The following is a 25,159-nucleotide window of genomic DNA, read 5'->3' as shown; positions in this document are numbered from 1 at the left end:
CTAGGCTGGAGGCCCGCCCTCCCCGAAGGAGGGTCCGCGACCCACACGAGCACGGAGACCCCATGAGCACCGAGAGCGAGCAGCAGAACGTGCTGATCGTCACCGGGATGTCCGGCGCCGGACGATCCACCGCCGCCAACGCGCTGGAGGACCTCGGCTGGTACGTGGTCGACAACCTCCCGCCGCAGATGCTGCGCCCGCTGGTCGATCTCGCCCAGCGCGCGGGCGACACCGTGCCCAAGGTCGCGGCGGTGGTCGACGTCCGCGGACGCGACTTCTTCGCCGATCTCGGCGAGATCGTGCGCGAGCTGCGCGTCGGCGTCGACCTGCGCGTCGTCTTCCTCGAGGCGACCGACGCCGCCCTCGTCCGCCGTTTCGAGCAGGTGCGCCGCCCGCACCCGCTGCAGGGGCGCGGCACCCTCCTCGACGGCATCTCCGCCGAGCGGACGCGACTGGCGCAGCTGCGCGAGTCGGCCGACATCGTGATCGACACGTCCGACCTCAACCCGCACCAGCTCGCGACCACGATCACCGAGCGCTTCGCCGAGGCCGGCCGCGCCGGGCTGCAGATCACCGTGATGAGCTTCGGCTTCAAGTACGGCCTGCCCACGGACGCCGACATGGTCGCCGACGCGCGCTTCCTGCCCAATCCGTACTGGATCCCGGAGCTCCGGCCGCACACCGGTCTCGACGAAGAGGTGAGAGACTACGTGCTGGCCCAGCAGGGCGCGGAGGAGTTCATCGACTCCTACTCGCGTGCCCTCCGGCCGGTGCTCGACGGCTACCAGCGCGAGAACAAGCGCCACGCGACCATCGCCATCGGCTGCACCGGCGGCAAGCACCGCTCGGTCGCCGTCGCCGGCCGCGTCGCGGCCCGACTGGCCGAGCTGCCGGGTGTCGCCGTCAACGTGGCGCACCGCGACCTCGGCCGAGAATGATCCCCGCGCGCTCCGCCGCGCACCCGACGTAAGGAAAGAAGACTCCGTGGCCCTCACTGCAGATGTCAAGGGCGAACTGGTCGCGATCGTCTCGCGCAAGAACACCGTCCGTGCCGCTGAACTGGCGACCATCCTCCGCTTCTCCGGGGGACTGCACATCATCTCGAACCGCCTCGCGGTCGAGGTCGAGCTCGACTCGGCACCGCTGGCCACCCGCGTCCGCCGCGACCTCGCCGAGCTCTACGGAGTCCGCAGCGAGGGCAGCATCGTCTCGGCCGGCGGCTCGCGCCGCACGACCAGCTGGCTGGTGCGCGTGGTGGAGGGGGGCGACACGCTCGCCCGCCAGACCGGTCTGCTCGACCAGCGCGGTCGTCCCGTCCGCGGCCTGCCGAACCGGCTGACCACCGGCACGCGGGAGGAGCTCGCCGCCGTGTGGCGCGGCGCCTTCCTCGCGCAGGGCTCGCTCACCGACCCCGGCCGCTCGGCCGCCCTCGAGGTGATCTGCCCCGGCAACGAGGCGGCGATGGCCATCGTCGGCGCGGCCGGCCGCCTCGGCGTCCAGGCCAAGTCGCGCGAGGTGCGCGGCGTGCACCGCGTCGTGATCCGCGACGGCGAGAGCATCAGCGCGATGCTCACCCTGATGGGCGCGACCTCCACGGTCGCCAGCTGGGAGGAGCTGCGCCAGCGCCGCGAGGTCCGCGCGACCGCCAACCGCCTGGTCAACTTCGACGACGCGAACCTCCGCCGCTCCGCGCAGGCCGCGGTCGCCGCCTGCTCCCGCGTCGAGCGCGCGATGGAGATCCTCGGCGAGGACATCCCCGAGCACCTCCGCTACGCCGGACGGCTGCGTCTCGCGCACCGCGACGCCAGCCTCGACGAGCTCGGCCACCACGCCGACCCGCCGATGACGAAGGACGCCGTCGCCGGCCGCATCCGCCGCCTGCTCGCGATGGCCGACAAGCGCGCCACCGACCTCGACATCCCGGGCACTGACGCGAACCTCCCCGCCGAGCTCCAGGACCTCTGAGCCCCGCGCGGGCCGACGGGCGTTCCGGCGCGCGAACGCTGAGTGTCTCCTGGTTGAACGGAGGAAACGCTCCGAGTGCGGAGGGCGGCTCTCACTAGACTGGAAAGGTCGCTCAGGACACCCCGGCACACCCTCCCGCGCAGCGGTGAGGGGCCGTGAGACCCGGCGGATCACTGAGGTCGACGACCACGAACAGGAGATCGCACATGGCTGACTACACGCTCGCCGAACTGCCCTACGACTACTCGGCTCTCGAGCCGCACATCAGTGGACGGATCATGGAGCTCCACCACGACAAGCACCACGCGACGTACGTGACCGGGGCGAACACCGCCCTCGCCGCGCTGCAGGAGGCTCGCGACAGCGAGAACCTCGCGAACGTCAACAAGCTCCAGAAGGACCTGGCGTTCAACCTCGCCGGTCACGTGAACCACACCGTGTTCTGGAACAACCTCTCGCCCGACGGCGGCGACAAGCCGACCGGCGAGCTCGCCGCGGCGATCGACGAGAACTTCGGCTCGTTCGACAAGTTCAAGGCGCACTTCACCGCCTCGGCCCTCGGCATCCAGGGCTCCGGCTGGTCGATCCTCGCCTGGGACTCGCTCGGCGAGAAGCTCCTGATCGAGCAGCTCTACGACCACCAGAGCAACCACGCCGCGGCCACCGTGCCGGTCCTGCTGCTCGACATGTGGGAGCACGCCTTCTACCTCGACTACGTCAACGTCAAGGCCGACTACGTCAAGGCGTTCTGGAACATCGTGAACTGGGCCGACGTGTCCGCGCGCTTCGAGAAGGCCCGCCGGAACACTTCCGGCCTGCTGCTACTGTCGTAGCGATTCCGGCGTCCCGGGTCCCGATCCGGGACGCCGCTCTCCCAGCGATCCACACCCTCCACTGCACCGTCGAGGTGCCCTTCCTCTCCAGGAGATATCTGTGTCCGTCAAGATCGGCATCAACGGCTTCGGCCGTATCGGCCGTAACTTCCTCCGTGCGGCCCTCGCCAAGGGCAGCGACCTCGAGATCGTCGCGGTCAACGACCTCACCGACAACAAGGCGCTTGCGCACCTCCTGAAGTACGACTCCATCACCGGCCGCCTCGACGCGACCGTGGAGCTGGACGGCGACAAGATCGTCGTCAACGGCAAGCCGATCATCGTGCTCGAGGAGCGCGACCCCGCGAACCTCCCCTGGGGCGAGCTGGGCGTCGACGTCGTCATCGAGTCGACCGGCCGCTTCACCAAGTCGGAGGACGCGCGCAAGCACATCACCGCCGGCGCCAAGAAGGTCATCGTCTCGGCTCCCGCCACCGGCGACGACGTCGCGACCATCGTCCTCGGCGTCAACGAGGGCACCTACGACCCCCAGGTCCACGACATCGTCTCGAACGCGTCGTGCACCACGAACTGCCTCGCGCCGCTCGCCAAGGTCCTGCTCGACAACTTCGGCATCGAGCGCGGTCTCATGACCACGGTCCACGCCTACACCGCCGACCAGAACCTGCAGGACGGCCCGCACAGCGACCTCCGTCGCGCGCGCGCCGCCGCGGTCAACATCATCCCGACGTCGACCGGTGCCGCCAAGGCCCTCGGCCTCGTCATCCCCGAGCTCGTCGGCAAGCTCGACGGCTACGCGCTGCGCGTCCCGGTCCCGACCGGCTCGATCACCGACCTCACGGTCGAGCTGACGAACCCGGCCACGGTCGAGGAGATCAACGCGGCCTACAAGGCCGCCGCCGCGGGCGACCTCGAGGGCATCCTCAAGTACACCGAAGACCCGATCGTCTCCAGCGACATCGTCACCGACCCGCACTCCTCGATCTTCGACGCCGGCCTGACCAAGGTCATCGGCAACCAGGTCAAGGTCGCCTCCTGGTACGACAACGAGTGGGGCTACTCCAACCGCCTCGTCGACGTCGCCGAGCTCGTCGCCGGCAAGCTCTGAGTCACGACTCCGTGACGAGTGACACCGTGACGCTCCGCACTCTGGACTCACTGGGCTCCCTCGCCGGCACGCGCGTCGTCGTCCGCTGCGATCTGAACGTCCCCCTGAAGGACGGAACGATCACGGACGACGGCCGCGTGCGCGCGTCGGTGCCCACGCTCCAGCGGCTCGTCGCCGAGGGCGCCCGAGTCGTGGTCGTGAGCCACCTCGGCCGCCCCGACGGCGCCCCCGACTCGAAGTACAGCCTCGCGCCCGTCGCCGAGCGCCTCGGCGAGCTCCTCGACGCTCCCGTCTCGTTCGCCGAGGACACGGTCGGCGACTCCGCCTCCGCCGCGGTCGACGCCCTCGAGGACGGCCAGGTCGTCGTGCTCGAGAACCTCCGCTTCAACCCGGGCGAGACCAGCAAGGACGCCGACGAGCGCCGTGCCTTCGCCGAGAAGCTCGCCGCCTTCGGCGACGCGTTCGTCTCGGACGGCTTCGGCGTCGTGCACCGCAAGCAGGCGAGCGTGTACGAGCTCGCTCAGCTGCTGCCCAGTGCCGCCGGGACGCTGATCGCCGCCGAGCTCGAGGTCCTGGACCGTCTGACCGAGAAGCCGGAGCGGCCCTACACGGTCGTCCTCGGCGGCTCGAAGGTCTCGGACAAGCTCGGCGTGATCGACCACCTGCTCCCGCGGGTCGACTCGATCCTCATCGGCGGCGGCATGCTCTTCACCTTCCTCAAGGCCCAGGGCCACGAGGTCGGCAAGAGCCTGCTCGAGGCCGACCAGATCGACACCGTCCTCGGCTACCTCGCGAAGGCGAAGGAGCTCGGGGTGGAGATCGTCGTCCCCACGGATGTGGTCGTCGCCTCGAAGTTCGGAGCGGACGCGGAGTACGTGACCGCCCCCGCCGACGCCATCGAGGACACCGCCTTCGGCGCGGACGGCCTCGGTCTGGACATCGGACCGGACACCGCGAAGCGGTTCGCCGAGGTCGTCGCGGCCTCGAAGACCGTGTTCTGGAACGGCCCGATGGGCGTCTTCGAGCTCGAGCCGTTCGCGGCCGGCACGAAGGCCGTCGCCCAGGCCCTCACCGAGGTCGACGGACTCAGCGTCGTCGGCGGCGGAGACTCGGCCGCCGCGGTGCGCGCCCTCGGCTTCGAGGACGGGCAGTTCGGCCACATCTCGACGGGAGGCGGAGCCAGCCTCGAATTCCTCGAGGGGAAGCGCCTCCCCGGACTGGAGGTCCTCGGATGGCAGTGACATCCCGCATCCCGCTCATCGCCGGCAACTGGAAGATGAACCTGGACCACCTCCAGGCCATCGCCTTCGTGCAGAAGCTCGCGTGGAGCCTCAAGGACGCCGACCACGACTTCGACGGAGTCGAGGTCGCGGTGTTCCCGCCGTTCACCGATCTGCGCCCCGTGCAGATCCTCGTCGACTCCGACAAGCTGCCGCTCAAGTACGGCGCGCAGGACCTGTCGAAGTTCGACAGCGGGGCCTACACCGGTGAGATCTCCGGCCAGTTCCTCCAGCAGCTCGACTGCGACTACGTCATCGTCGGCCACTCCGAGCGGCGCACGCTGCACGGCGAGACCGACGCGGACATCGCCGCGAAGACGGCTGCAGCCGTCAAGCACGGCGTCCCGCCGATCGTCTGCGTCGGCGAGACCGCCGAGGACCTCGAGAAGCACGGCCCGTCCGCGGTGCCGGTCGCGCAGCTGAAGGAGGCCCTCACCGGTCTCCCCGCGGACGCCGACCTGGTCGTCGCGTACGAGCCGGTCTGGGCCATCGGCTCCGGCCAGGCCGCCACGCCCGAGCAGGCCCAGCAGGTCTGCAAGGCCCTCCGCGACGTCGTCGCCGACATCCTCGGCGCCGACACCGCGGCGAAGACGCGCATCCTCTACGGCGGCTCCGTCAAGTCCGGAAACATCGCCGGCTTCATGCGCGAGCCCGACGTCGACGGCGCCCTCGTCGGAGGCGCCAGCCTCCAGGTCGAGGAGTTCGCTGCGATCGCGCGCTATCGGAACCACGTAGGCGTCTGACGCTCTGCATCTGAAGGGGTGGGCCCAAGGGCCCGCCCCTTCAGTCGTTCCGGCGGCAGACGTCCGGGAGCGGTTCCGACAGCACGCGATCGTCCACGCCGCTCCCTGCGCGGCGTGGCGCAGTCGGCTCTTCGAGGTGGTCGCGTCCCGTAGAGCGTCCTGCGTCCGGCCACGACGATTCGCTGGCACGCGAATCGCCGGTTGCCCTCGCCGCCGCGCGGCCGGTCGTCCACCCCAGGTCCTCTCCGCGGTGATCCTCCCGGAAGTGCCGGTGGGAGCCTCGCGCGTGCGCGGGCGGAGGGGATGGCCTCGTCGCGGCGACAGGCTCGGGTCTGGCGGGCGCTCCGCAGGAGCGCGGGAAGGCGCCGCGACGAGGCCATCCCCTCCGCCCCCCACCAGAAGTCGAAGCGCCCGCGTATACAGCGGACGGAACACGGGGCGTCGCGATTCCCCGGGGGTTCGCAGGCGCCGTTATACTCGTCGAGGCGTGCAACGCGCCAGAACTTCGAAAGGTACCGCGTGGACATCCTCCAGGTCGTGCTCCAGGTCGTCCTGGGCATCACGAGCCTCCTGCTCACCATGCTGATCCTGCTCCACAAGGGGCGCGGCGGCGGACTGTCCGACATGTTCGGCGGTGGAGTCACCTCGAACCTCGGTGCCTCGGGCGTCGCGGAGCGCAACCTGAACCGCATCACCGTGATCCTCGGCCTCGTCTGGCTGGCCTGCATCGTGGTGCTCGGTCTCATCACCAAGTTCGACACCGGAGCATAGGGGTAAACGGAATGGCATCAGGCGGCAGTGCAATCCGCGGTTCGCGCGTCGGCGCGGGACCCATGGGCGAGCAGGACCGGGGCTACCACGCGGAGCGCGTCGCGGTCTCCTACTGGGACGCCCTCGGCAACGAGACGGTGCGCCACTTCTCGGCGGCTCTCCCGGAGGACGAGATCCCCGAGGTGATCGACTCCCCGCAGTCCGGTCTCCCCGCGGGCCGCGACCGGGCGAACCCGCCGCAGGTCGCGAAGTCGGAGCCCTACAAGACGCACCTCGCGTACGTGAAGGAGCGCCGCACCGAGGCCGAGGCGGCTCAGCTCCTCGAGGAGGCGCTGCAGCAGCTGCGCGCCCGCCGCGGCACCGCGACCCCCAGCTGAGCACGACCGGCCGCACGGCCGGAGCAACGACGAAGGGCCCGTCCTCCTCAGGAGGCGGGCCCTTCGTCGTTCCCGGACGAGCCGTCCGGGCAGGTCTCAGTAGCTCGGGGCGATCAGCGACTCCGGCACCTCGGCCGCAGCCTCCTGGTCGACGAAGAACACCGTGCGCTTGCGGCCGAACGCGCCGGCCGCCGGCACCTCGTTGGTGCTCGCGCCCGCCAGGGCGAGGCCGAGGGCGGAGGCCTTGTCGGCTCCCGCGAGGACCATCCAGATCCGGTCGGACTGGTTGATCAGCGGCAGCGTGAGGGTGAGGCGCTCGGGCGGCGGCTTGGGGGAGTTGCGGACCGCCAGCACACCCGGCTGCGGGTGGCGGATGGCCGAGCGCTCCGGGAAGAGCGAGGCGATGTGGCCGTCGGGCCCGACGCCGAGGAAGGTGATGTCGAAGCGGGGGTAGTCGCGGCCCTCGGTCGCGTGCGCGCGGAGCTCGGCGTCGTACGCGGCGGCCGCGCCGTCGAGGTCGAGGCCCTCGTCCGACGCGGGGTAGGAGTGCACGTTCCCGGCCGGGACGTCGAGGCGCTCGAAGAGGTCGCCCGCCTGCACGTCGTTCCGGTCCTCGTGGCCGCGGGGGACCCAGCGCTCGTCGCCCCACCAGAAGTGCACGCGCGTCCAGTCGACGTTGCCCGAGGCGGAGGAGCCGGCGATCTCCTTCAGCGTCGCCGCGCCCATCGTCCCGCCCGTGAGGACCACGTTCGCCGTGCCCAGGTCGTCGAGGATGTCGATCGTCTTCGTCAGGAAGCGCGCGGCGACCGAGCCTGCGAGGGTCTGCTTGTCTCGGTGGACGAGCACACGGCGGTCAGTGGTCATCGGGGTCTCCTTCGGGTCGGTCGCCTGCGGCGGATGGCCGTCTCGCCGGCCGCCGCGCCCGGGAGCGGGCGGCGGCGGCCGGGGAGTGCGGCGGTGTCAGGACGCGCTGCGGGCGTCGTTCTTCTCGGTGAGCATGTCCACACCGCGCGAGATGACTTCACCGTACAGGTCATCCGGGTCGAGCCTGCGCAGCTCCTCCGCCAGGCAGTCGCGGAGGCTCCGGCGCGGCAGGGAGATGTCGTGGACGGGCTGGTCGGGCTGCGTCAGCGTGGCGACGTTCGGGATCGAGCGCTCGAGCTCGATCACGCCGGACTCGCGGAAGAGGCGCACCCCGTGGATCCCGCTGGACCCCGTCGCACTGATGGTGAGCTCGTGGTCGACGGGGATGTCGAGCTCGAGCTGCAGCCAGGCCGCGAGCAGGATCGTCGAGGGGGAGTCCGGCGCGCCGGAGACCTCGACGGCCGTGATCGGCTCGTACGGCGGCTGGTCGAGCACGGCGGCGAGCTGGGCGCGCCACAGGGTGAGGCGCGTCCAGGCGAAGTCGGTGTCACCGGGGGCGTAGGTCGAGGCCAGGTGGTGCAGCGCCTCGGCCGGGTTCGACTGCGCGGAGGCGTCGGTGATCCGGCGGGTCGCGATGCGGCCGATCGGCGACTTCGAGGCGCTCTCGGGCGCGCTGTTCGGCCACCAGGCGACCACGGGGGCGTCCGGGAGCAGGAGCCCCGTGACGAGGCTCTCCTCGTCCGTCGCCGCGTCGCCGAACGGGCGGAGCACGACGACCTCGCTCGCGCCGGCGTCGCCGCCCACGCGGATCTGCGCGTCGACGCGCGGGGTGGCGTCGACGGGGACCGTGGTGAGCCCGTCGTCCTTCGAGACGACGATGACGCGCATCGGGTGCTCGCGGGACGCGTCGTTGGCGGCGTCGATCGCCTCCTCCTCGTGGCCCCGGGAGGTCGCGATGATGAGGGTGAGCACGCGGCCGAGGGCGACGGCGCCGCCCTCCTCGCGGATCTTGACGAGGGTCTTCGAGACCTCGCTCGTCGTGGTGTCGGGCAGATCGACGATCACGGGCGCCTCCAGGTGCGGCCGTCGCGAGCGAGGAGCTCGTCGGCGGAATCGGGGCCCCAGGTTCCGGGGCGGTACTGCTCGGGCTGGCCCTGCGTGGTCCAGTACTCCTCGATCGGGTCGAGGATCTTCCAGGACAGCTCGACCTCCTCGTGCCGCGGGAAGAGCGGGGGCTCGCCCAGGAGGACGTCGAGGATGAGGCGCTCGTACGCCTCGGGGCTGGCCTCGGTGAAGGCGTGGCCGTAGCCGAAGTCCATCGTGACGTCGCGCACCTGCATGCCGGCGCCGGGCACCTTCGAGCCGAAGCGCATGGTCACGCCCTCGTCCGGCTGGACGCGGATCACCAGGGCGTTCTGGCCGAGCGAGGTGGTCTGGCTCTCGGCGAAGAGCTGCTGCGGCGCACGCTTGAAGACCACCGCGATCTCGGTGACGCGGCGGCCCAGGCGCTTGCCCGCGCGGAGGTAGAACGGCACGCCGGCCCAGCGGCGGGTGCCGATGTCGAGGCGCATCGCGGCGAAGGTCTCGGTGGTCGAGGTGGGGCTCATGCCGTCCTCCTCGAGGAAGCCGAGCACCTTCTCGCCGCCCTGCCAGCCGCCGGAGTACTGCCCGCGCGCGGTGACGGTCGACAGGTCCTTCGGCAGGCGGACGGCCGCGAGGACCTTCTCCTTCTCGGCGCGGAGGTCCGCGGCGTCGAACGAGATCGGCTCCTCCATCGCCGTGAGGGCGAGCAGCTGGAGCAGGTGGTTCTGGATGACGTCGCGCGCGGCGCCGATGCCGTCGTAGTAGCCGGCGCGGCCGCCCACTCCGATGTCCTCGGCCATCGTGATCTGCACGTGGTCGACGTAGTTCGAGTTCCAGAGCGGCTCGTACATCATGTTGGCGAAGCGCAGCGCCAGGATGTTCTGGACCGTCTCCTTGCCGAGGTAGTGGTCGATCCGGAAGACGGAGTCCGGCGGGAAGACCGACTCGACGACGGCGTTCAGCTCGCGCGCGGTCGTCAGGTCGCTGCCGAAGGGCTTCTCGATGACGACGCGGCGCCACTGGCCGTCCTTCTGCTCCGCGAGGCCCGAGCTGCGCAGCTGCTCGGTGACCTGGGGGAAGGACTTCGGCGGGATCGAGAGGTAGAAGGCGAAGTTGCCGTTCGTGCCGCGCTCGCGGTCGAGCTCGTCGACCGTCGTCTTCAGGCGGCTGAAGGCCTCGGGGTCGTCGAACTCGCCCTGCACGAAGCGGATGCCCTGCGCGAGCTGGGTCCAGACCTCCTCGTGGAACTCGGTGCGCGCGTACTTCTTGACGGAGTCGTGCACGACCTTCTCGAAGTCCTGGTCGTCCCAGTCGCGCCGGGCGAAGCCGACGAGCGCGAAGCCGGGCGGCAGCAGGCCGCGGTTGGCGAGGTCGTAGACCGCAGGCATGAGCTTCTTGCGGGAGAGATCGCCGGTGACGCCGAAGATGACGAGGCCGCTCGGCCCCGCGATCCGGTTCAGCCGGCGGTCGAAGCTCAACCGCAGCGGGTTGAACTCGGGAGTGATGTCCACAGACATGTGCAGTGTCCTTCTGTGTGCCGCGGCGGCCGGCGGGCCGGACGCCTGGGCGCACTGCTATCGGTGACGGAGGGGGAGGGGTGACGCCGGCCCGCTCCGCTGAGGGCTTGCGAGCGCGGTCGTGACGGGCCGCGCGGACGACCGCGGGCGCGGCGCCCCGCCTCCGCGAGGAGGACGGAGCGCCGCGCCCGGCGGATCAGGTGTTGAGCGCCTCGAAGAGCGCCTCGAGGTCGGCCTCCGGGTCCGTCAGCGTCAGCGTCAGGACGGGGCGGCCGTGCTCGGCGAGCACGCTCGCGTCGCCCGCGGCCTGCGCCTGGATCAGCTGGCCGAAGGTGAACGGGCTCTCGGGGATCTCGAGGTCCGTGCTCGCGCGCTCGGCGATCTGGAGGAAGACGCCGGTCGGCGCTCCGCCCTTGTGGTACTGACCCGTCGAGTGCAGGAAGCGCGGGCCCCAGCCGAACGTGACGGGGCGCTTCGACTGCGCGGCGAGGAGGTCGCGGACGCCCTCCAGCTGCGGGAGGGCGAGGCGGTCGACGTAGGCCTGGATCGACACATAGCCGCCCTCGCCCAGCTGGGCGAGGAGGCGGTCGACGGCGGCGGCGACGGTCGAGACGCCCTCGGTGACCTCGGACGTGCCGGTCACCTCGATGCCCGCGTCGGTGAACGCCGGGGCGGCGGGCTCGGGCCGCTTCTCGAGCAGGGCCCGGGTCGCGACCTTCGCCGACTCGACGTCGGGCTGGTCGAACGGGTTGATCCCGAGCAGTCGCCCGGCGACCGCGACCGCGTACTCCCAGGTCAGCATCTGCGCGCCGAGCGAGCCGGACAGGAGGATCTCGCCCTCGTGCCGGTCGCGCGGGAACAGGTGCAGCGCGCTCGCGTCCTCGACCAGGCGGACGACCTGCACGTCGGCGAGGTCCTCCGACAGCTCGGGGGCGAGGGTGCCCAGGACGACGGGGAGGATGCCCGTGCCGTCCTTGCCGGTGGACTCGGCGATGAGCTGCTCGGCCCAGTCGGCGAAGCCCACGATGTGGGTGCCGTCCGCCACGATCGCGAGCTTGTCGCGACGGGGGCTGGTGGCGGCGATCGCGGCGCCGAGGAGCAGACCCGGGTTCTCCGGGGTGTCCACGGCCAGGCCGAGGGACGCCTCCGCCGCCTCGTCGAGGAGGGCCTCGATGTCGGCTCCGGCGAGGCCGGACGGCACGAGGCCGAACGCGGACAGCGCCGAGAAGCGACCGCCGATGTTCGGGTCGGCGTTGAAGACCCGGTAGCCCGCCTCGCGGGACGAGGTGTCCAGCGGGGAGCCGGGGTCGGTCACGATCACGATGCGGTCGAGCGGGTCGATGCCCGCCTCGGTGAACGCCTTCTCGTAGGCCTTCTTCTGGCTGGCGGTCTCGACCGTCGAGCCTGACTTGGACGAGATGACGACAGCGGTCGATGCGAGGCGGTCGTTCAGGGCCGCGAGGACCTGCCCGGGGGCGGTGGAGTCGAGCACGGTGAGCTCGACGCCGGCGGTCCGGGTGATGACCTCGGGCGCGAGCGAGGAGCCGCCCATGCCGCCGAGCACGATGTGGTCGATGCCCTTGGCCTGGAACTCCTCGCGGAGCGCCAGGATCTCGGGGATCAGCGGGCGGGAGACGGTGGTCGACTCGGTCCAGCCGAGGCGCTTCGCGGACTCGTCCTCGGCCGCCGCACCCCAGAGGGTGGGGACCTGGGCGGTGATGCCCGAGGCGACCTCGTCGGCGACGAGCTCCGGCACGACGCGGTCGGCGGCCTTCTCGGCGTCGCCGCTGAGGTGGATCTGGATCGCCATGATCAGGCCTTCGCCTTCGCGCCCTCGAGCGCGGCGGTGACGGTGTCCAGCAGCTCGTTCCAGGAGACGACGAACTTCTCGACGCCCTCCTTCTCGAGCAGCTCGGTGACCTCGGCGTAGGAGACGCCCTGCGCGGCGACGGCGTCGAGCACGGCGTTCGCGTCGGCGTAGGAGCCGGTCACGGTGTCCCCGGAGATGACGCCGTGGTCGAAGGTCGCCTCGAGGGTCTTCTCGGGCATGGTGTTGACGACGCCCGCGGCGACCAGCTCGGTCACGTAGAGGGTGTCGGGGAGGTCGGTCGACTTGACGCCGGTCGAGGCCCAGAGCGGACGCTGGCGGTTGGCGCCGGACTCCTGCAGGAGCAGCGCGCGCTCGGTGGCGAACGCCTCGACGAAGACCTCGTAGGCGAGCTGCGCGTTGGCGACTCCGGCCTTGCTCTTGAGGGCGAGGGCCTCGTCGGTGCCGACGGCCTCGAGGCGCTTGTCGATCTCGGTGTCGACGCGCGACACGAAGAACGAGGCGACGGAGTGGATCGTCGACAGGTCGATGCCGGCGTCCTTGGCCTTCTCGAGGCCGGCGAGGTACGCGTTGATGACGGCGCGGTAGCGGGCGAGCGAGAAGATCAGCGTGACGTTGACCGAGATGCCGGAGCCGATGGCCTCGGTGATGGCCTCGAGGCCCTCGACGGTCGCGGGGATCTTGATCATCGCGTTCGGGCGGTCGACCTTGGCCCAGAGGGCCTTGGCCTGCTCGATGGTGCCCTGCGCGTCGTGCGCGAGGCCCGGCTCGACCTCGATCGAGACGCGGCCGTCGTAGCCGTTGGTCGCGTCGTAGATCGGGCGGAAGACGTCGGAGGCGGCGGCTACGTCGTCGGTGGTGATCGCGAAGACCGCGTCGGTCACCGAGGTGTCGGCGGCGGCGAGCTCCTCGACCTGCTCGTCGTAGGACTCGCCCTTGGCGAGGGCCGCGGCGAAGATCGTGGGGTTGGTGGTGACTCCGACGACGTTCTTCTCGTCGATGAGCTTCTGCAGCCCGCCGCTCGAGATGCGCGAGCGCGACAGGTCGTCGAGCCAGATGCTGACGCCGGCGGCGGAGAGGTCTGCGGTGGGGGTGTTCTCGGTCATGTCTCTTCTTCTCGTTCGTAGGTGGTGCGGGTCGGTGGGGAGTCGTGGGCCCGACGGCGAAGGCCGCGCCCTGGTGGACGCGGCCTTCGTGGTCAGGACGCCGCGAGCGACTCCTTGGCGGCGGTGATGGCCGCCTCGGTGGTGATCCCGAACTCGCGGAACAGGGTCTTGTAGTCGGCGGAGGCGCCGAAGTGCTCGATGGAGACCGAGCGGCCGGCGTCGCCGACGTACTTCTGCCAGCCGAGGCTGAGGCCCGCCTCGATCGAGACGCGCGCCTTCACGGCGGACGGCAGCACCTTCTCGCGGTACTCGGCGTCCTGCTCCTCGAACCACTCGAGCGACGGGGCCGAGACGACGCGGGCGTTGACGCCCTCGCCCTTGAGCAGCTCGCGCGCCTCGACGGCGATCTGCACCTCGGAGCCGGTGGCGATGAGGATCACGTCGGGGGTGCCGTTCGGCGCCTCGGCGAGGATGTACGCACCGCGGGCGACGTTCGACGCGTGGGCGAAGGTCTCGCCGGAGGCGTCGCCCTCTCCGCGCTCGAAGACGGGGATGTTCTGGCGGGTCAGCGCGAGACCGGCGGGGCCCTCGCGGCGCTCGAGGATCGTCTTCCAGGCGTAGGCGACCTCGTTCGCGTCGCCGGGGCGGACGATGTCCAGTCCCGGGATCGCGCGGAGGGCGGCCAGCTGCTCGACCGGCTGGTGCGTCGGGCCGTCCTCGCCGAGCGCCACGGAGTCGTGGGTCCAGACGTAGATGGCCGGCGCCTTCATGAGCGCGGCGAGACGGACGGCCGGGCGCATGTAGTCAGAGAAGATCAGGAAGGTGCCGCCGAAGGGGCGGGTGTTGCCGTGGAGGACGATGCCGTTGAGGATCGCGCCCATGGCGTGCTCGCGGATGCCGAAGTGCAGCACGCGGCCGCCCTTCTTCCCGGTCCACTCGTGGGTCGAGAACTCGGTCGGCACGAACGAGCCGGCGCCCTCGATGGTCGTGTTGTTCGACTCGGCGAGGTCGGCGGAGCCGCCCCAGAGCTCGGGCACGACTCCGGCGAGGGCGTTGATGACCTTGCCGGACGCGGCTCGGGTCGACACCTCCTTGCCGGGCTCGAAGACGGGGAGGGCCTCCTGGACGCCCTCGGGGAGGTCGCCGCTCAGGACGCGGTCGAGGAGGACCTTCTTCTCGGGGTTCGCGACCGCCCACGCCTCGAGCTTCTCGTTCCACTCGGCGTGCTGCGCCTGGCCGCGCTCGACGGCCTTGCGGGTGTGCTCGATGACCTCGTCGGCGACGTCGAAGGTCTTCTCGGGGTCGAAGCCGAGCACCTCCTTGAGGCCGCGCAGCTCGTCGGCGCCGAGGGCGGAGCCGTGGATCTTGCCGGTGTTCTGCTTCTTCGGCGAGGGCCAGCCGATGATCGTGCGCAGGATGATGAGCGACGGCTTGTCCGTCTCGCCCTTGGCGGCCTCGATTGCGGCGTGCAGCTCGGCGACGTCCTCGTGGTACTCGCCGGTCTTCTTCCAGTCGACGACCTGGACCTGCCAGTCGTAGGCCTCGTAGCGCGCCTTGACGTCCTCGGTGAAGGCGATGTTGGTGTCGTCCTCGATCGAGATCTGGTTGGAGTCGTAGATGACGACGAGGTTGCCGAGCTGCTGGTGGCCGGCGAGCGAGGAGGCCTCGCTGGTGACGCCCTCCTGCAGGTCGCCGTCGCCGGCGATGACGTAGACGAAGTGGTCGAACGGCGAGGTGCCGACGGCGGCCTCGGGGTCGAACAGGTCGCGCTCGAAGCGCGCGGCGTAGGCGAAGCCGACGGCCGAGGCGAGACCCTGGCCGAGCGGGCCGGTGGTGATCTCGACGCCGTCGGTGTGGCCGTACTCGGGGTGGCCGGGGGTCTTCGAGCCCCAGGTGCGCAGCGCCTTGAGGTCGTCGAGCTCGAGGCCGTAGCCGCCCAGGTAGAACTGGACGTACTGCGTCAGCGAGGAGTGGCCGACCGACAGGATGAAGCGGTCGCGGCCGATCCAGGTGGCGTCGGACGGATCGCGGCGCATGACCTTCTGGAACAGGAGGTAGGCGGCCGGCGCGAGGCTCATGGCGGTGCCGGGGTGGCCGTTGCCGACCTTCTCGACCGCGTCCGCGGCGAGAACCCTCGCCGTGTCGACTGCCTTCTCGTCAATGGAATCCCATTGCAGTTCTGACACTAGGTACTGACCCTTCTCGAGACGTGGGGCAGACGGGGACCGTCCGCCCTCTCGCATGGTGGAGCGCGCATGACGACTTCGACACGATGCTTCCGACGACGCCCCGTTCGGCCTCGCGCGACTGATCAGTCGGGCGGAACTCGGGTGCGGGCCGGGCGCTCTGGCGAGCAGTTCCGAGTATACGGAGGGGGGTGCGCCGGGGATCGGGGGTTGCGCCTCGCATATGTCGGCTCCCGATTGGACAAGCGTGCACTCCGGGCTCGCCCCCATCCGCCGCGCATTACACTCGTTCGGGATCATCGATCGTTAGAGGAGCAATGGACGTAGTCGCAGAGACCACCGCGATCGAGCGGGGAGGGCCCGTCCGGTCGCCCCTGTCGCGCAAGGTGAGGGCGTACGTCGCGCTGACGAAGCCGCGCGTGATCGAGCTGCTGCTCGTGGTCACGGCGCCCACGATGATCCTGGCGCAGGGCGGGATCCCGAACCTGCTGCTGGTGCTGAACGTGCTCATCGGCGGGGCGCTCAGCGCCGGGTCGGCCGGCGCGTTCAACTGCTACATCGACCGCGACATCGACCGCGTGATGAAGCGGACCCGGAACCGCCCGCTGGTCACCGGCGAGGTCTCCGACCGCGAGGCGCTGGTCTTCGCGACCACCATCGGCGTGCTGTCGATCGTCTGGCTCGGCCTCACGGCCAACTGGCTCGCCGCGTCGCTCTCGCTCGCCGCGATCCTCATCTACGTGCTCTTCTACACGCTGTTCCTCAAGCGCCGCACCCCGCAGAACATCGTCTGGGGCGGGATCGCCGGCTGCATGCCCGTGCTGATCGGCTGGGCCGCCGTCACGAACTCGCTCGACTGGGCGCCGATCATCCTCTTCTCGGTGATCTTCCTCTGGACGCCGCCGCACTACTGGCCGCTGTCGATGAAGTACCGCGAGGACTACCGCGCCGCGGGCGTGCCGATGCTCGCCGTCGTGCGCGGGCGCACCATCGTCGGCCTCCAGGTCATCCTCTACGCGTGGGCCACCGTCGCCTGCTCGCTGCTGCTCATCCCGGTGGCGGACATGGGAGTCGTCTACACCGTCGTCGCCCTGGCCAGCGGCGTCTGGTTCATCGCCGAGACGCACCGCCTCTACAGCCTCGCGATCCGTCACGAGCACGTCTCGCCGATGCGCGTCTTCCACGGCTCGATCGGATACCTCACGCTGCTCTTCCTCGCCGTCGGCATCGATCCGCTGCTGCCGTTCTGATGATCACGCCGTTCTCGTTCCTCGCCGAGCGCGTCACGCTGAGCCCCCGCGCCCTGCGCTGGGGGACGACCGCCGCCCTGATCGCGAGCATCCTGATCATCTTCTTCGGCGGAGTCGTGCGCCTCACCGGCTCGGGCCTCGGCTGCCCGACCTGGCCGGCCTGCGACGGTGGCTCGCTCACCTCCACGCCCGAGCTCGGGATCCACGGCTTCATCGAGTTCACCAACCGCGCCTTCACGGGCGTGCTGGTCGTCGCCGTCGGCTGGGCCATCACCGCGGCCCGGTTGCAGAAGCCGCGCGACCGCACGATGACCCGGCTCGCCTGGTCGCAGTTCTGGCTCGTCGTCGCCAACGCGCTCGCCGGCGGTGCGACCGTGCACTCGGGGCTGAACCCGTACATCGTCGCCGGGCACTTCATGCTCGCGATCGCCCTGCTGACGACGACCGCGCTGACCTGGCACCGCGCGCACCGCTCGCAGTCCGTCGCGTTCGAACCGGACGCCCTCACCCGCGGGGTGAGCATCGCCCTCATCGCGGTGACGCTGCTCGTGATCGCCGTCGGCACCCTCGTGACCGGCACCGGCCCGCATGCGGGCGATTCCGCCGAGGTCCCGCGGATGCGGTTCCACTGGGAGAGCGTGACGGTCGTGCACGGGGTGCTCGGCACCGCGACGCTCGTGCTCGCCGTCGCCCTCCTGGCGCTGCTGGCGCGGGTGCCCGGCTCCGAGCTGGCCCGGCGCCGCGTGGTCGCCTTCCTCGTCGTGGTGGGGCTGCAGGCGCTCGTCGGCGTCGCCCAGTCGCTCCTCGCCCTGCCCGAGGCGCTCGTCGCGGTGCACCTCCTCGGCTCGGCCCTCGTCTGGGTCGGCGCCGTGCGGGTGCTGCTCGACGTCAATCCGCGGCTCTTCACGGTCCGTGCTCAGCGCCGGCAGCCGGCGGAGGAGCTGGCACCCGCTCTCTGAGCACGGCGGCCGCGCTCGCCGGCCGGATGGAGGTGGCGTCGCAGCCGCAGCAGCGCGATCGGGAGCCTCCGCAGGGGGAGACCCCGGGCGAGCGCCTCGGCAAGGGTGTCGAAGTCGGCTGCGGCACCGGGCTCGAGCCCGGTGCGGGCGAGCGCGAGGAGGAGTCGGGGGCGGGCGGGGATCCTGTCGTCGTCGGTCATGGAGACACTCCAGCACGGACCACCGACACGGGTGTGGTCATGCCGGTCTGGCGGCACGGGATCGGTGCCGCCCGGCCGACACCCAGGTGCAGAGGTTCCACTGAGGGCACGGCTTCCGTAGGATGAGTAGTTGGTTCAGGTTCGGCGCGACGCGTCGTTCGCCCGAGGGGGCGAGGCCCGGACCGACGGCCCGATGGAGCGCCACCGCAAGCCTCAGGACTTCCCGGGACGCACCGCTCCGCTCCGCCCATCGACTCGATGACGCGATCGGCCCGGATGTGCTCCCCGGATCCCCCTCGGGGAATGACTCCGGAACCCGACCGGTTACCAGTGGGTAGGAAACGAGGTACTTATGTCAGACATCCTGATCGACCGCCCCGAGCTCGCGAGCCTGGGCGTCTACGAGTTCGGCTGGTCCGACTCGGACTCCGCCGGCGCCTCCGCGCGCCGCGGCATCTCGCCCGAGGTCGTCTCCGACATCTCCGCGCTCAAGAACGAGCCGGCCTGGATGCGCGAGCGGCGCATGAAGGCGCTCGCCCTCTTCGAGCGCAAGCCGATGCCCACCTGGGGCGCCGACCTGTCGGACATCGACTTCGACAACATCAAGTACTTCGTCCGCTCCACCGAGAAGCAGGCGCAGACCTGGGAGGACCTCCCGGACGACATCAAGAACACGTACGAGAAGCTCGGCATCCCCGAGGCGGAGCGCCAGCGCCTCGTCGGCGGCGTCGCCGCTCAGTACGAGTCCGAGGTCGTCTACCACCAGATCCGCGAGGACCTGGAGGAGCAGGGCGTCATCTTCATGGACACGGACACGGCGCTGCGCGAGCACCCCGAGATCTTCGAGGAGTACTTCGGCACCGTCATCCCGGCCGGCGACAACAAGTTCGCCGCGCTGAACACGGCTGTCTGGTCCGGCGGCTCGTTCGTCTACGTCCCGAAGGGCGTGCGCGTCGACATCCCGCTGCAGGCCTACTTCCGGATCAACACCGAGAACATGGGCCAGTTCGAGCGGACGCTGATCATCGCCGACGAGGGCAGCTACGTCCACTACATCGAGGGCTGCACGGCGCCGATCTACAAGTCGGACTCGCTGCACTCGGCCGTCGTCGAGATCATCGTGAAGAAGAACGCCCGCGTGCGCTACACGACGATCCAGAACTGGTCGAACAACGTCTACAACCTCGTCACCAAGCGCGCGATCGCGCACGAGGGCGCGACGATGGAGTGGATCGACGGCAACATCGGCTCGAAGGTCACGATGAAGTACCCGTCGATCTTCCTGGTCGGCGAGCACGCCAAGGGCGAGACCCTCTCCGTCGCGTTCGCGGGCCCCGGCCAGCACCAGGACGCCGGCGCGAAGATGATCCACATGGCGCCGTACACGCAGTCGTCGATCGTCTCCAAGTCGATCGCCCGCGGCGGCGGCCGGGCCGGCTACCGCGGCGAGGTCCGGGTGGACGCGAACGCGCACCACTCCGCGAACACGGTGCGCTGCGACGCGCTCCTGGTCGACACGATCTCGCGGTCGGACACCTACCCGGCGATCGACATCCGCGTGGACGACGTCCAGCTCGGCCACGAGGCCACGGTCTCGAAGGTCAGCGAGGAGCAGCTCTTCTACCTGATGTCGCGCGGCATGCCCGAGGATGAGGCGATGGCCATGATCGTCCGCGGCTTCATCGAGCCGATCGCTCGCGAGCTGCCCATGGAGTACGCCCTCGAGCTCAACAAGCTCATCGAGATGGGGATGGAGGGCAGCGTCGGCTGACGCTCGCCCCTCTCCTCCCCAGGCCGCCCGAGACGGGCGGCCAGCACCCTTCGAAAGGAACCACCGCCTGATGACGGTCCCCACGAGCGCCCCGACGTCCCCTGCGATCGACGGCGCGGACGCCGCCGCGCGACTGGGCATCGCCGCGCACTCCGACGGGGCGTTCACGCCCGTGCAGACCCGCTCCGAGCGCTTCGCGTCCACCGACGTCGACGCGTTCGAGACGGTCACGGGGCGCGAGATCGCCTGGAAGCTCACCCCGGTCGCCCGCCTCGGTGACCTCATCGACGGACCGCTCGACGGCTCGCCGACTCCGCTGGAGTCGGCGGCCGTCGACGGCGTCGACGTCTCCTGGGTCGGGCGCGACGACGCTCGGATCGGCACTGCGGGCCTCCCCGAGGACCGCGCCGCCGCGAACGCCTGGTCGCAGTTCGAGCAGGCGCTCTCGATCCGGGTGACCGGCGAGGACGAGAAGGTCGCGACCCTCGTGCGCACGGGACTCGGCTCCGCTCCTCGTGCCGCGCACACGATCATCGAGGCCGCGCCGTACGCGCGCGGTGTCGTCGTGCTGCAGAACGAGGGCGAAGCGACGCTCGCCGAGAACGTCGAGGTCCTCGTCGGCGAGGGCGCGCAGCTGACGATCGTCACGCTGCAGGAGTGGGCCGACGACGCCCGCCACCTCGCGAACCACTTCCTCCGCGTCGGCCGCGACGCGAAGGTGAAGCACATCGTCGTCACGCTCGGCGGCTCGATCGTCCGGGTGAACCCCTCGGCGCACCTCGTCGAGCGCGGCGCCGACGGCGAGCTCCTCGGCCTGTACTTCGCCGACGGCGGCCAGCACCTCGAGCAGCAGGTCTACGTCGACCACGACGCCCCCGACACCCGCAGCCGCGTCACCTACAAGGGCGCGCTGCAGGGCCAGGGCGCGCGGACGGTGTGGATCGGCGACGTGCTGATCCGCCAGAGCGCGAACGGCACCGACAGCTACGAGCAGAACCGCAACCTGGTCCTCTCGGACGGCACGCGCGCCGACTCGATCCCGAACCTCGAGATCGAGACCGGTGACATCGCCGGAGCGGGCCACGCCTCGGCGACCGGCCGCTTCGACGACGAGCAGCTCTTCTACCTGCAGTCGCGCGGCATCCGCGAGGACGAGGCGCGCCGGCTGGTCGTCCGCGGCTTCCTCAGCGAGATCGTCCAGCAGATCGGCGTGACCGAGCTCGAGGACCGCCTCCAGCTCGCGATCGAGGCCGAGCTTGCCGGCAGCGCCGGACAGACCGGCGCGTACTCGCCGGAGGTGTCCGCATGAGCGACGCCGCGAAGATCTGCGCCGCCTCGGAGCTGATCCCCAACCAGGCCGTCCGCTACGTCGTCGACGGCATCGCCATCGCGATCGTCCAGGACACCGCGGGCGAGATCCACGCGATCGGCGACACCTGCACCCACGGCGAAGTCTCCCTCGCCGAGGGCTTCGTCGAGGACGACACCCTCGAGTGCTGGGCCCACGGCTCGGCGTTCTCGCTGCGCTCCGGCGCCCCCCTGAACCTGCCGGCCTTCGAGCCGGTTCCCGTCTTCGTCGTCGAGGTCATCGACGGCGACGTCTACATCGACCCGACCGTCACGAAGGAAGTCTGAATGTCCGTTCTCCAGATCAGCGATCTCCACGTCAGTGTCGAGACCGAGCAGGGGACCAAGCAGATCCTCCGCGGTGTCGACCTCACCATCAACCAGGGTGAGATCCACGCCGTCATGGGCCCCAACGGCTCCGGCAAGTCCACCCTCGCGTACACGATCGCGGGGCACCCGAAGTACCACGTCGACGGCGGCTCGATCACCCTCGACGGCGTCGAGGTCCTCGACATGACGGTCGACGAGCGCGCCCGCGCCGGTCTCTTCCTCGCCATGCAGTACCCGGTCGAGATCCCCGGTGTCACCAACACCAACTTCCTCCGCACGGCCAAGACCGCGATCGCGGGCGAGGCTCCGGCGATCCGCACGTGGACCAAGGACGTCAAGAAGGCGATGGCCGACCTGCGCATGGACCCGTCCTTCGCGGCGCGCAACGTCAACGAGGGCTTCTCCGGAGGCGAGAAGAAGCGGAACGAGATCCTCCAGCTCGAGCTGCTCGCCCCGCAGTTCGCCGTCCTCGACGAGACCGACTCCGGCCTCGACGTGGATGCTCTCAAGATCGTGTCGGAGGGCGTCAACCGCGCCCACGCCTCGACCGGTCTCGGCGTCCTGCTGATCACGCACTACACGCGGATCCTGCGCTACATCCAGCCGGACTTCGTGCACGTCTTCGTCGCCGGCCGCATCGCCGAGCAGGGCGGCAAGGAGCTCGCCACCCGACTCGAGGACGAGGGCTACGACCGCTTCCTCGCCCCGGCGACGGTCTGATCATGGCGGTCACCACGCTCGACCCGAAGCTCTTCGACCAGGTCGAGGAGGCGCTCAAGGACGTCATGGACCCCGAGCTCGGCGTCAACGTCGTCGACCTCGGCCTGATCTACGACCTGGGCTGGGACGACGAGAACGACGCGCTGGTCATCCACATGACGCTGACCTCGGCGGGCTGCCCGCTGACGGACGTGCTCGAGGAGCAGACCGCGGAGTCGCTGGACGGCGTCGTGGAGGCCTTCCGGATCAACTGGGTCTGGATGCCGCCGTGGGGTCCGGACCGGATCACCGAGGACGGCCGCGACATGATGCGCGCGCTCGGCTTCTCGATCTAGAGCCTCGCCGCGCGATCAGCGGCAGCAGCAACGGCGAAGGGCCCGGAGGATCACCCTCCGGGCCCTTCGTCGTGCGTGCGGGGCGGGTCAGCCCTTGCGGCGGCCGAGCAGCGCCCAGGTGGTGGGCAGCAGCGCGGCGGCGAGCACGATCTTCAGGGTGTCGCCGACGAGGAAGGGCACGAGACCGGCGGTGAGCACCGAGCCGAGGTCGGCCGGGTACCCCATCGAGCCGAGCGCGGTGGCGAGCCAGGGGAGTCCGACGAGGTAGATCGTGGCGGTGCCGGCGAGGAAGGTCACCAGCGTGCCGACGACGCGGCGGTCCCACTCGCGCTGGGCGAGCCGGCCGGTGACGATCGAGGCGAGGACGAAGCCGACGATGTAGCCGCCGGTCGGACCGGCCAGGACGGCCCAGCCGCTCGAGCCCTCGGTGAAGATCGGGGCGCCGAGGGCGCCGACGAGGGCGTAGACGCCCATCGAGAGCGCGCCGCGGAGGGCGCCGAGCGTGGTGCCGACGAGCAGGACCGCGAAGGTCTGACCCGTGATCGGGACCGGCCACATCGGGATGTACAGCTGCGCCATGGCCGCGGTGAACGCGGCGGCGGCGAGGACGAGCACCAGATCGGTGACCAGCGAGCGGGTGAGCAGCCGGTCCGCCAGGACCGGTCGCGACGGGGCGAGAGAGTAGCTGGACATGTCTGTTCTCCAAAGACCGTGTCGCCCGAGAGCGAGGAGCGAGCGCGTCCGCGGTGAGCGGACGTGGATCCGCCCCGCGGCTCAGGAAATATACTAGGGGGCTGCCGCTCCGCGGCCTCTTGCCCCACACCTCCCGAACCGAACGCCATTTCTTGGCGGGAACGGACAGCACAGTGCTCAGCGTGCACGACCTCGAACTCCGAGTCGGCGCCCGACTCCTGATGGAGAACGTGTCCTTCAGAGTCGGCGACGGCGACAAGGTCGGCCTCGTCGGCCGCAACGGCGCGGGCAAGACGACGCTGACCAAGGTCCTCGCCGGCGACCTCATCGCGGCGAAGGGCTCGGTCGACCGCGGCGGCGAGATCGGCTACCTGCCGCAGGACCCGCGCTCCGGCGACCCCGAGGAGCTGGCGCGCACGCGCATCCTCGACGCCCGCGGCCTCGGCCAGCTGGTGCTGGGCATGCAGGAGGCCACGGTCGCGATGTCGAGCAGCGAGACGGCCGTCAGCGAGGCCGGGATGAAGAAGTACGGCAACCTCACCGACCGCTTCCTCTCGCTCGGCGGCTACGCGGCCGAGGCCGAGGCGGCGTCGATCGCGAGCAACCTCAACCTGCCGGACCGGATCCTCGACCAGCCGCTCAAGACGCTCTCCGGTGGCCAGCGCCGCCGCATCGAGCTCGCCCGGATCCTGTTCTCCGATGCGCAGACGCTCATCCTCGACGAGCCGACCAACCACCTCGACGCCGACTCGGTCGTGTGGCTGCGCGAGTTCCTGAAGAACTACCGCGGCGGCTTCATCGTGATCAGCCACGACATCGAGCTGGTCGGCGAGACCGTCAACCGCGTCTTCTACCTCGACGCGAACCGCCAGGTCATCGACGTCTACAACATGAACTGGAAGAACTACCTCCGCCAGCGCGCGGCCGACGAGGAGCGCCGCAAGAAGGAGCGCGTCAACGTCGAGAAGAAGGCCGGCGCTCTGCAGCTGCAGGCCGCCCGCTTCGGCGCGAAGGCGTCGAAGGCCGCGGCCGCGCACCAGATGGTCGCCCGCGCCGAGCGGATGCTCAGCGGCCTCGAGGAGGTGCGCGCCGTCGATCGCGTCGCGAAGCTCCGCTTCCCGACCCCGTCCGCCTGCGGCCGGACCCCGCTGCAGGCGCAGAACCTCTCGAAGAGCTACGGCTCGCTCGAGATCTTCACCTCCGTCGACCTCGCCATCGACCGCGGCTCGAAGGTCGTCATCCTCGGGCTGAACGGTGCGGGCAAGACGACGCTCCTGCGCATCCTGGGCGGGGTCGACGCGCCGGACACCGGCGTGATCGAGGCCGGACACGGCCTGCGCATCGGCTACTACGCCCAGGAGCACGAGACGATCGACGTCAAGCGCTCGGTGCTGGAGAACATGGTCTCCTCGAGCCCCAACCTCACCGAGACCGAGGCCCGCCGCGTGCTCGGCTCGTTCCTCTTCACCGGGGACGACTCGCACAAGCCGGCGGGCGTCCTCTCCGGCGGCGAGAAGACCCGGCTCGCGCTGGCGATGATCGTCGTCTCGGGTGCCAACGTGCTGCTTCTCGACGAGCCCACCAACAACCTCGACCCGGCCAGCCGCGAGGAGATCCTCGACGCGCTCGCCCACTACGAGGGCGCGGTCGTCCTGGTCAGCCACGACGAGGGCGCTGTCGAGGCGCTCAACCCCGAGCGCGTGCTGATCATGCCCGAGGGCACCGAGGACCACTGGACCGCGGACTACCTCGACCTGATCATGCTGGCCTGAGGCTCGGCCGTCGAGGTCTCGGAGCCGTCATGCTGATCGAGTAGCCCGCGCAGCGGGCGTATCGAGATCCACCAGCGTCAGAGCTCGAGTCTGCAGACCCGGCGGCGGGTCTCGATACGCC

General features: G+C 70.5%; 23 protein-coding genes. 16 read left to right on the top strand and 7 right to left on the bottom strand.

What is annotated here, in order from left to right; all coding sequences use genetic code 11:
- Positions 1 to 62 precede the first annotated feature (62 nt).
- From rapZ to GTU73_RS11905, 8 genes are all read left to right on the top strand, one after another.
- Positions 63 to 938, top strand: a complete 876-nt coding sequence (gene rapZ, locus GTU73_RS11940) for an RNase adapter RapZ (RefSeq protein WP_160089773.1) — start codon at positions 63 to 65, stop codon at positions 936 to 938.
- A gap of 46 nt (positions 939 to 984) precedes the next feature.
- Positions 985 to 1,965 (top strand): DNA-binding protein WhiA, encoded by a 981-nt coding sequence (gene whiA, locus GTU73_RS11935; protein WP_160089771.1) that lies wholly within the window; start codon positions 985 to 987, stop codon positions 1,963 to 1,965.
- Between the two features lie 206 nt (positions 1,966 to 2,171).
- Positions 2,172 to 2,798, top strand: coding sequence for a superoxide dismutase (locus tag GTU73_RS11930; protein ID WP_160089769.1), 627 nt, complete (start codon positions 2,172 to 2,174; stop codon positions 2,796 to 2,798).
- Between the two features lie 100 nt (positions 2,799 to 2,898).
- Positions 2,899 to 3,906: a type I glyceraldehyde-3-phosphate dehydrogenase gene (gene gap, locus GTU73_RS11925; RefSeq protein ID WP_160089767.1), complete on the top strand. Its 1,008-nt coding sequence runs from the start codon at positions 2,899 to 2,901 to the stop codon at positions 3,904 to 3,906.
- 26 nt (positions 3,907 to 3,932) lie between these two features.
- Positions 3,933 to 5,147, top strand: a complete 1,215-nt coding sequence (locus GTU73_RS11920; RefSeq protein ID WP_160089765.1) for a phosphoglycerate kinase — start codon at positions 3,933 to 3,935, stop codon at positions 5,145 to 5,147.
- Positions 5,138 to 5,929, top strand: coding sequence for a triose-phosphate isomerase (tpiA, locus tag GTU73_RS11915; RefSeq protein ID WP_160089763.1), 792 nt, complete (start codon positions 5,138 to 5,140; stop codon positions 5,927 to 5,929). The genes GTU73_RS11920 and tpiA overlap by 10 nt, the downstream gene beginning before the upstream one ends.
- Positions 5,930 to 6,448: 519 nt before the next feature.
- Positions 6,449 to 6,700 (top strand): preprotein translocase subunit SecG, encoded by a 252-nt coding sequence (secG, locus tag GTU73_RS11910; RefSeq protein WP_123733087.1) that lies wholly within the window; start codon positions 6,449 to 6,451, stop codon positions 6,698 to 6,700.
- A gap of 11 nt (positions 6,701 to 6,711) precedes the next feature.
- The gene (locus tag GTU73_RS11905) at positions 6,712 to 7,077 is read left to right on the top strand and encodes an RNA polymerase-binding protein RbpA (RefSeq protein ID WP_123446271.1); all 366 of its coding nucleotides are present in this window, start codon (positions 6,712 to 6,714) and stop codon (positions 7,075 to 7,077) included.
- A 96-nt stretch (positions 7,078 to 7,173) separates the two neighbouring features.
- Here GTU73_RS11905 and pgl read toward each other — a convergent pair whose 3' ends face one another.
- From pgl to tkt, 6 genes are all read right to left on the bottom strand, one after another.
- A complete protein-coding gene (gene pgl / locus GTU73_RS11900) occupies positions 7,174 to 7,941 on the bottom strand; it encodes a 6-phosphogluconolactonase (protein ID WP_160089761.1) in 768 nt (255 codons plus the stop codon).
- A 96-nt stretch (positions 7,942 to 8,037) separates the two neighbouring features.
- Entirely contained in the window at positions 8,038 to 9,006 is a 969-nt protein-coding gene (locus GTU73_RS11895; RefSeq protein ID WP_160089759.1) for a glucose-6-phosphate dehydrogenase assembly protein OpcA, read from the bottom strand.
- The gene (gene zwf / locus GTU73_RS11890) at positions 9,003 to 10,541 is read right to left on the bottom strand and encodes a glucose-6-phosphate dehydrogenase (RefSeq protein WP_160089757.1); all 1,539 of its coding nucleotides are present in this window, start codon (positions 10,539 to 10,541) and stop codon (positions 9,003 to 9,005) included. The genes GTU73_RS11895 and zwf overlap by 4 nt, the downstream gene beginning before the upstream one ends.
- A gap of 196 nt (positions 10,542 to 10,737) precedes the next feature.
- On the bottom strand, positions 10,738 to 12,351 hold the full coding sequence (locus GTU73_RS11885; protein ID WP_160089755.1) for a glucose-6-phosphate isomerase: 1,614 nt from the start codon (positions 12,349 to 12,351) through the stop codon (positions 10,738 to 10,740).
- Between the two features lie 2 nt (positions 12,352 to 12,353).
- The gene (tal, locus tag GTU73_RS11880; protein WP_160089753.1) at positions 12,354 to 13,475 is read right to left on the bottom strand and encodes a transaldolase; all 1,122 of its coding nucleotides are present in this window, start codon (positions 13,473 to 13,475) and stop codon (positions 12,354 to 12,356) included.
- Positions 13,476 to 13,567: 92 nt separating this feature from the next.
- Positions 13,568 to 15,661 carry a transketolase gene (gene tkt, locus GTU73_RS11875; protein WP_160089751.1) on the bottom strand — a complete coding sequence of 698 codons (2,094 nt, stop codon included), beginning with the start codon at positions 15,659 to 15,661 and terminating at the stop codon, positions 13,568 to 13,570.
- Between the two features lie 317 nt (positions 15,662 to 15,978).
- Between tkt and GTU73_RS11870 the strand changes: the two genes are divergently transcribed.
- The 7 genes from GTU73_RS11870 to GTU73_RS11840 all read left to right on the top strand — a co-directional run bounded on the left by GTU73_RS11870 (position 15,979) and on the right by GTU73_RS11840 (position 22,573).
- The gene (locus GTU73_RS11870; protein WP_160089749.1) at positions 15,979 to 16,911 is read left to right on the top strand and encodes a heme o synthase; all 933 of its coding nucleotides are present in this window, start codon (positions 15,979 to 15,981) and stop codon (positions 16,909 to 16,911) included.
- On the top strand, positions 16,911 to 17,870 hold the full coding sequence (locus GTU73_RS11865; protein ID WP_160089747.1) for a COX15/CtaA family protein: 960 nt from the start codon (positions 16,911 to 16,913) through the stop codon (positions 17,868 to 17,870). The genes GTU73_RS11870 and GTU73_RS11865 overlap by 1 nt, the downstream gene beginning before the upstream one ends.
- Positions 17,871 to 18,422: 552 nt before the next feature.
- Positions 18,423 to 19,841: a Fe-S cluster assembly protein SufB gene (sufB, locus tag GTU73_RS11860; protein ID WP_123446280.1), complete on the top strand. Its 1,419-nt coding sequence runs from the start codon at positions 18,423 to 18,425 to the stop codon at positions 19,839 to 19,841.
- Between the two features lie 70 nt (positions 19,842 to 19,911).
- A complete protein-coding gene (gene sufD / locus GTU73_RS11855) occupies positions 19,912 to 21,150 on the top strand; it encodes a Fe-S cluster assembly protein SufD (RefSeq protein WP_160089745.1) in 1,239 nt (412 codons plus the stop codon).
- Complete coding sequence (locus GTU73_RS11850; RefSeq protein WP_160089743.1) at positions 21,147 to 21,476, top strand: non-heme iron oxygenase ferredoxin subunit; 330 nt, start codon at positions 21,147 to 21,149, stop codon at positions 21,474 to 21,476. Before sufD ends, GTU73_RS11850 begins: the two co-directional genes overlap by 4 nt.
- Positions 21,477 to 22,238 carry a Fe-S cluster assembly ATPase SufC gene (gene sufC / locus GTU73_RS11845; protein ID WP_160089717.1) on the top strand — a complete coding sequence of 254 codons (762 nt, stop codon included), beginning with the start codon at positions 21,477 to 21,479 and terminating at the stop codon, positions 22,236 to 22,238.
- 2 nt (positions 22,239 to 22,240) lie between these two features.
- Positions 22,241 to 22,573: a metal-sulfur cluster assembly factor gene (locus GTU73_RS11840; protein WP_123446284.1), complete on the top strand. Its 333-nt coding sequence runs from the start codon at positions 22,241 to 22,243 to the stop codon at positions 22,571 to 22,573.
- A gap of 87 nt (positions 22,574 to 22,660) precedes the next feature.
- Here the strand turns inward: GTU73_RS11840 and GTU73_RS11835 are convergent, their stop codons facing one another.
- Positions 22,661 to 23,266, bottom strand: a complete 606-nt coding sequence (locus tag GTU73_RS11835) for a biotin transporter BioY (protein ID WP_160089715.1) — start codon at positions 23,264 to 23,266, stop codon at positions 22,661 to 22,663.
- Between the two features lie 173 nt (positions 23,267 to 23,439).
- Here GTU73_RS11835 and GTU73_RS11830 point away from each other — a divergent pair, with 173 nt between their 5' ends.
- Positions 23,440 to 25,038 carry an ABC-F family ATP-binding cassette domain-containing protein gene (locus GTU73_RS11830; RefSeq protein ID WP_123704293.1) on the top strand — a complete coding sequence of 533 codons (1,599 nt, stop codon included), beginning with the start codon at positions 23,440 to 23,442 and terminating at the stop codon, positions 25,036 to 25,038.
- The last annotated feature ends 121 nt before the right edge of the window (positions 25,039 to 25,159 follow it).

It is taken from the genome of Rathayibacter sp. VKM Ac-2804 (assembly GCF_009866655.1).
Taxonomy (GTDB): domain Bacteria; phylum Actinomycetota; class Actinomycetes; order Actinomycetales; family Microbacteriaceae; genus Rathayibacter.
This window is presented reverse-complemented; position numbering and strand designations above follow the sequence as displayed.

Bases quoted from the DNA above. Each gene is read 5' to 3' on its own strand.
- rapZ (WP_160089773.1), top strand. From the start codon at position 63: ATGAGCACCGAGAGCGAGCAGCAGAACGTGCTGATCGTCACCGGGATG.
- GTU73_RS11930 (WP_160089769.1), top strand. From the start codon at position 2,172: ATGGCTGACTACACGCTCGCCGAACTGCCCTACGACTACTCGGCTCTC.
- tpiA (WP_160089763.1), top strand. From the start codon at position 5,138: ATGGCAGTGACATCCCGCATCCCGCTCATCGCCGGCAACTGGAAGATG.
- GTU73_RS11905 (WP_123446271.1), top strand. From the start codon at position 6,712: ATGGCATCAGGCGGCAGTGCAATCCGCGGTTCGCGCGTCGGCGCGGGA.
- pgl (WP_160089761.1), bottom strand. From the start codon at position 7,941: ATGACCACTGACCGCCGTGTGCTCGTCCACCGAGACAAGCAGACCCTC.
- zwf (WP_160089757.1), bottom strand. From the start codon at position 10,541: ATGTCTGTGGACATCACTCCCGAGTTCAACCCGCTGCGGTTGAGCTTC.
- GTU73_RS11885 (WP_160089755.1), bottom strand. From the start codon at position 12,351: ATGGCGATCCAGATCCACCTCAGCGGCGACGCCGAGAAGGCCGCCGAC.
- tal (WP_160089753.1), bottom strand. From the start codon at position 13,475: ATGACCGAGAACACCCCCACCGCAGACCTCTCCGCCGCCGGCGTCAGC.
- GTU73_RS11870 (WP_160089749.1), top strand. From the start codon at position 15,979: ATGGACGTAGTCGCAGAGACCACCGCGATCGAGCGGGGAGGGCCCGTC.
- GTU73_RS11865 (WP_160089747.1), top strand. From the start codon at position 16,911: ATGATCACGCCGTTCTCGTTCCTCGCCGAGCGCGTCACGCTGAGCCCC.
- sufB (WP_123446280.1), top strand. From the start codon at position 18,423: ATGTCAGACATCCTGATCGACCGCCCCGAGCTCGCGAGCCTGGGCGTC.
- sufD (WP_160089745.1), top strand. From the start codon at position 19,912: ATGACGGTCCCCACGAGCGCCCCGACGTCCCCTGCGATCGACGGCGCG.
- GTU73_RS11850 (WP_160089743.1), top strand. From the start codon at position 21,147: ATGAGCGACGCCGCGAAGATCTGCGCCGCCTCGGAGCTGATCCCCAAC.
- sufC (WP_160089717.1), top strand. From the start codon at position 21,477: ATGTCCGTTCTCCAGATCAGCGATCTCCACGTCAGTGTCGAGACCGAG.
- GTU73_RS11840 (WP_123446284.1), top strand. From the start codon at position 22,241: ATGGCGGTCACCACGCTCGACCCGAAGCTCTTCGACCAGGTCGAGGAG.
- GTU73_RS11835 (WP_160089715.1), bottom strand. From the start codon at position 23,266: ATGTCCAGCTACTCTCTCGCCCCGTCGCGACCGGTCCTGGCGGACCGG.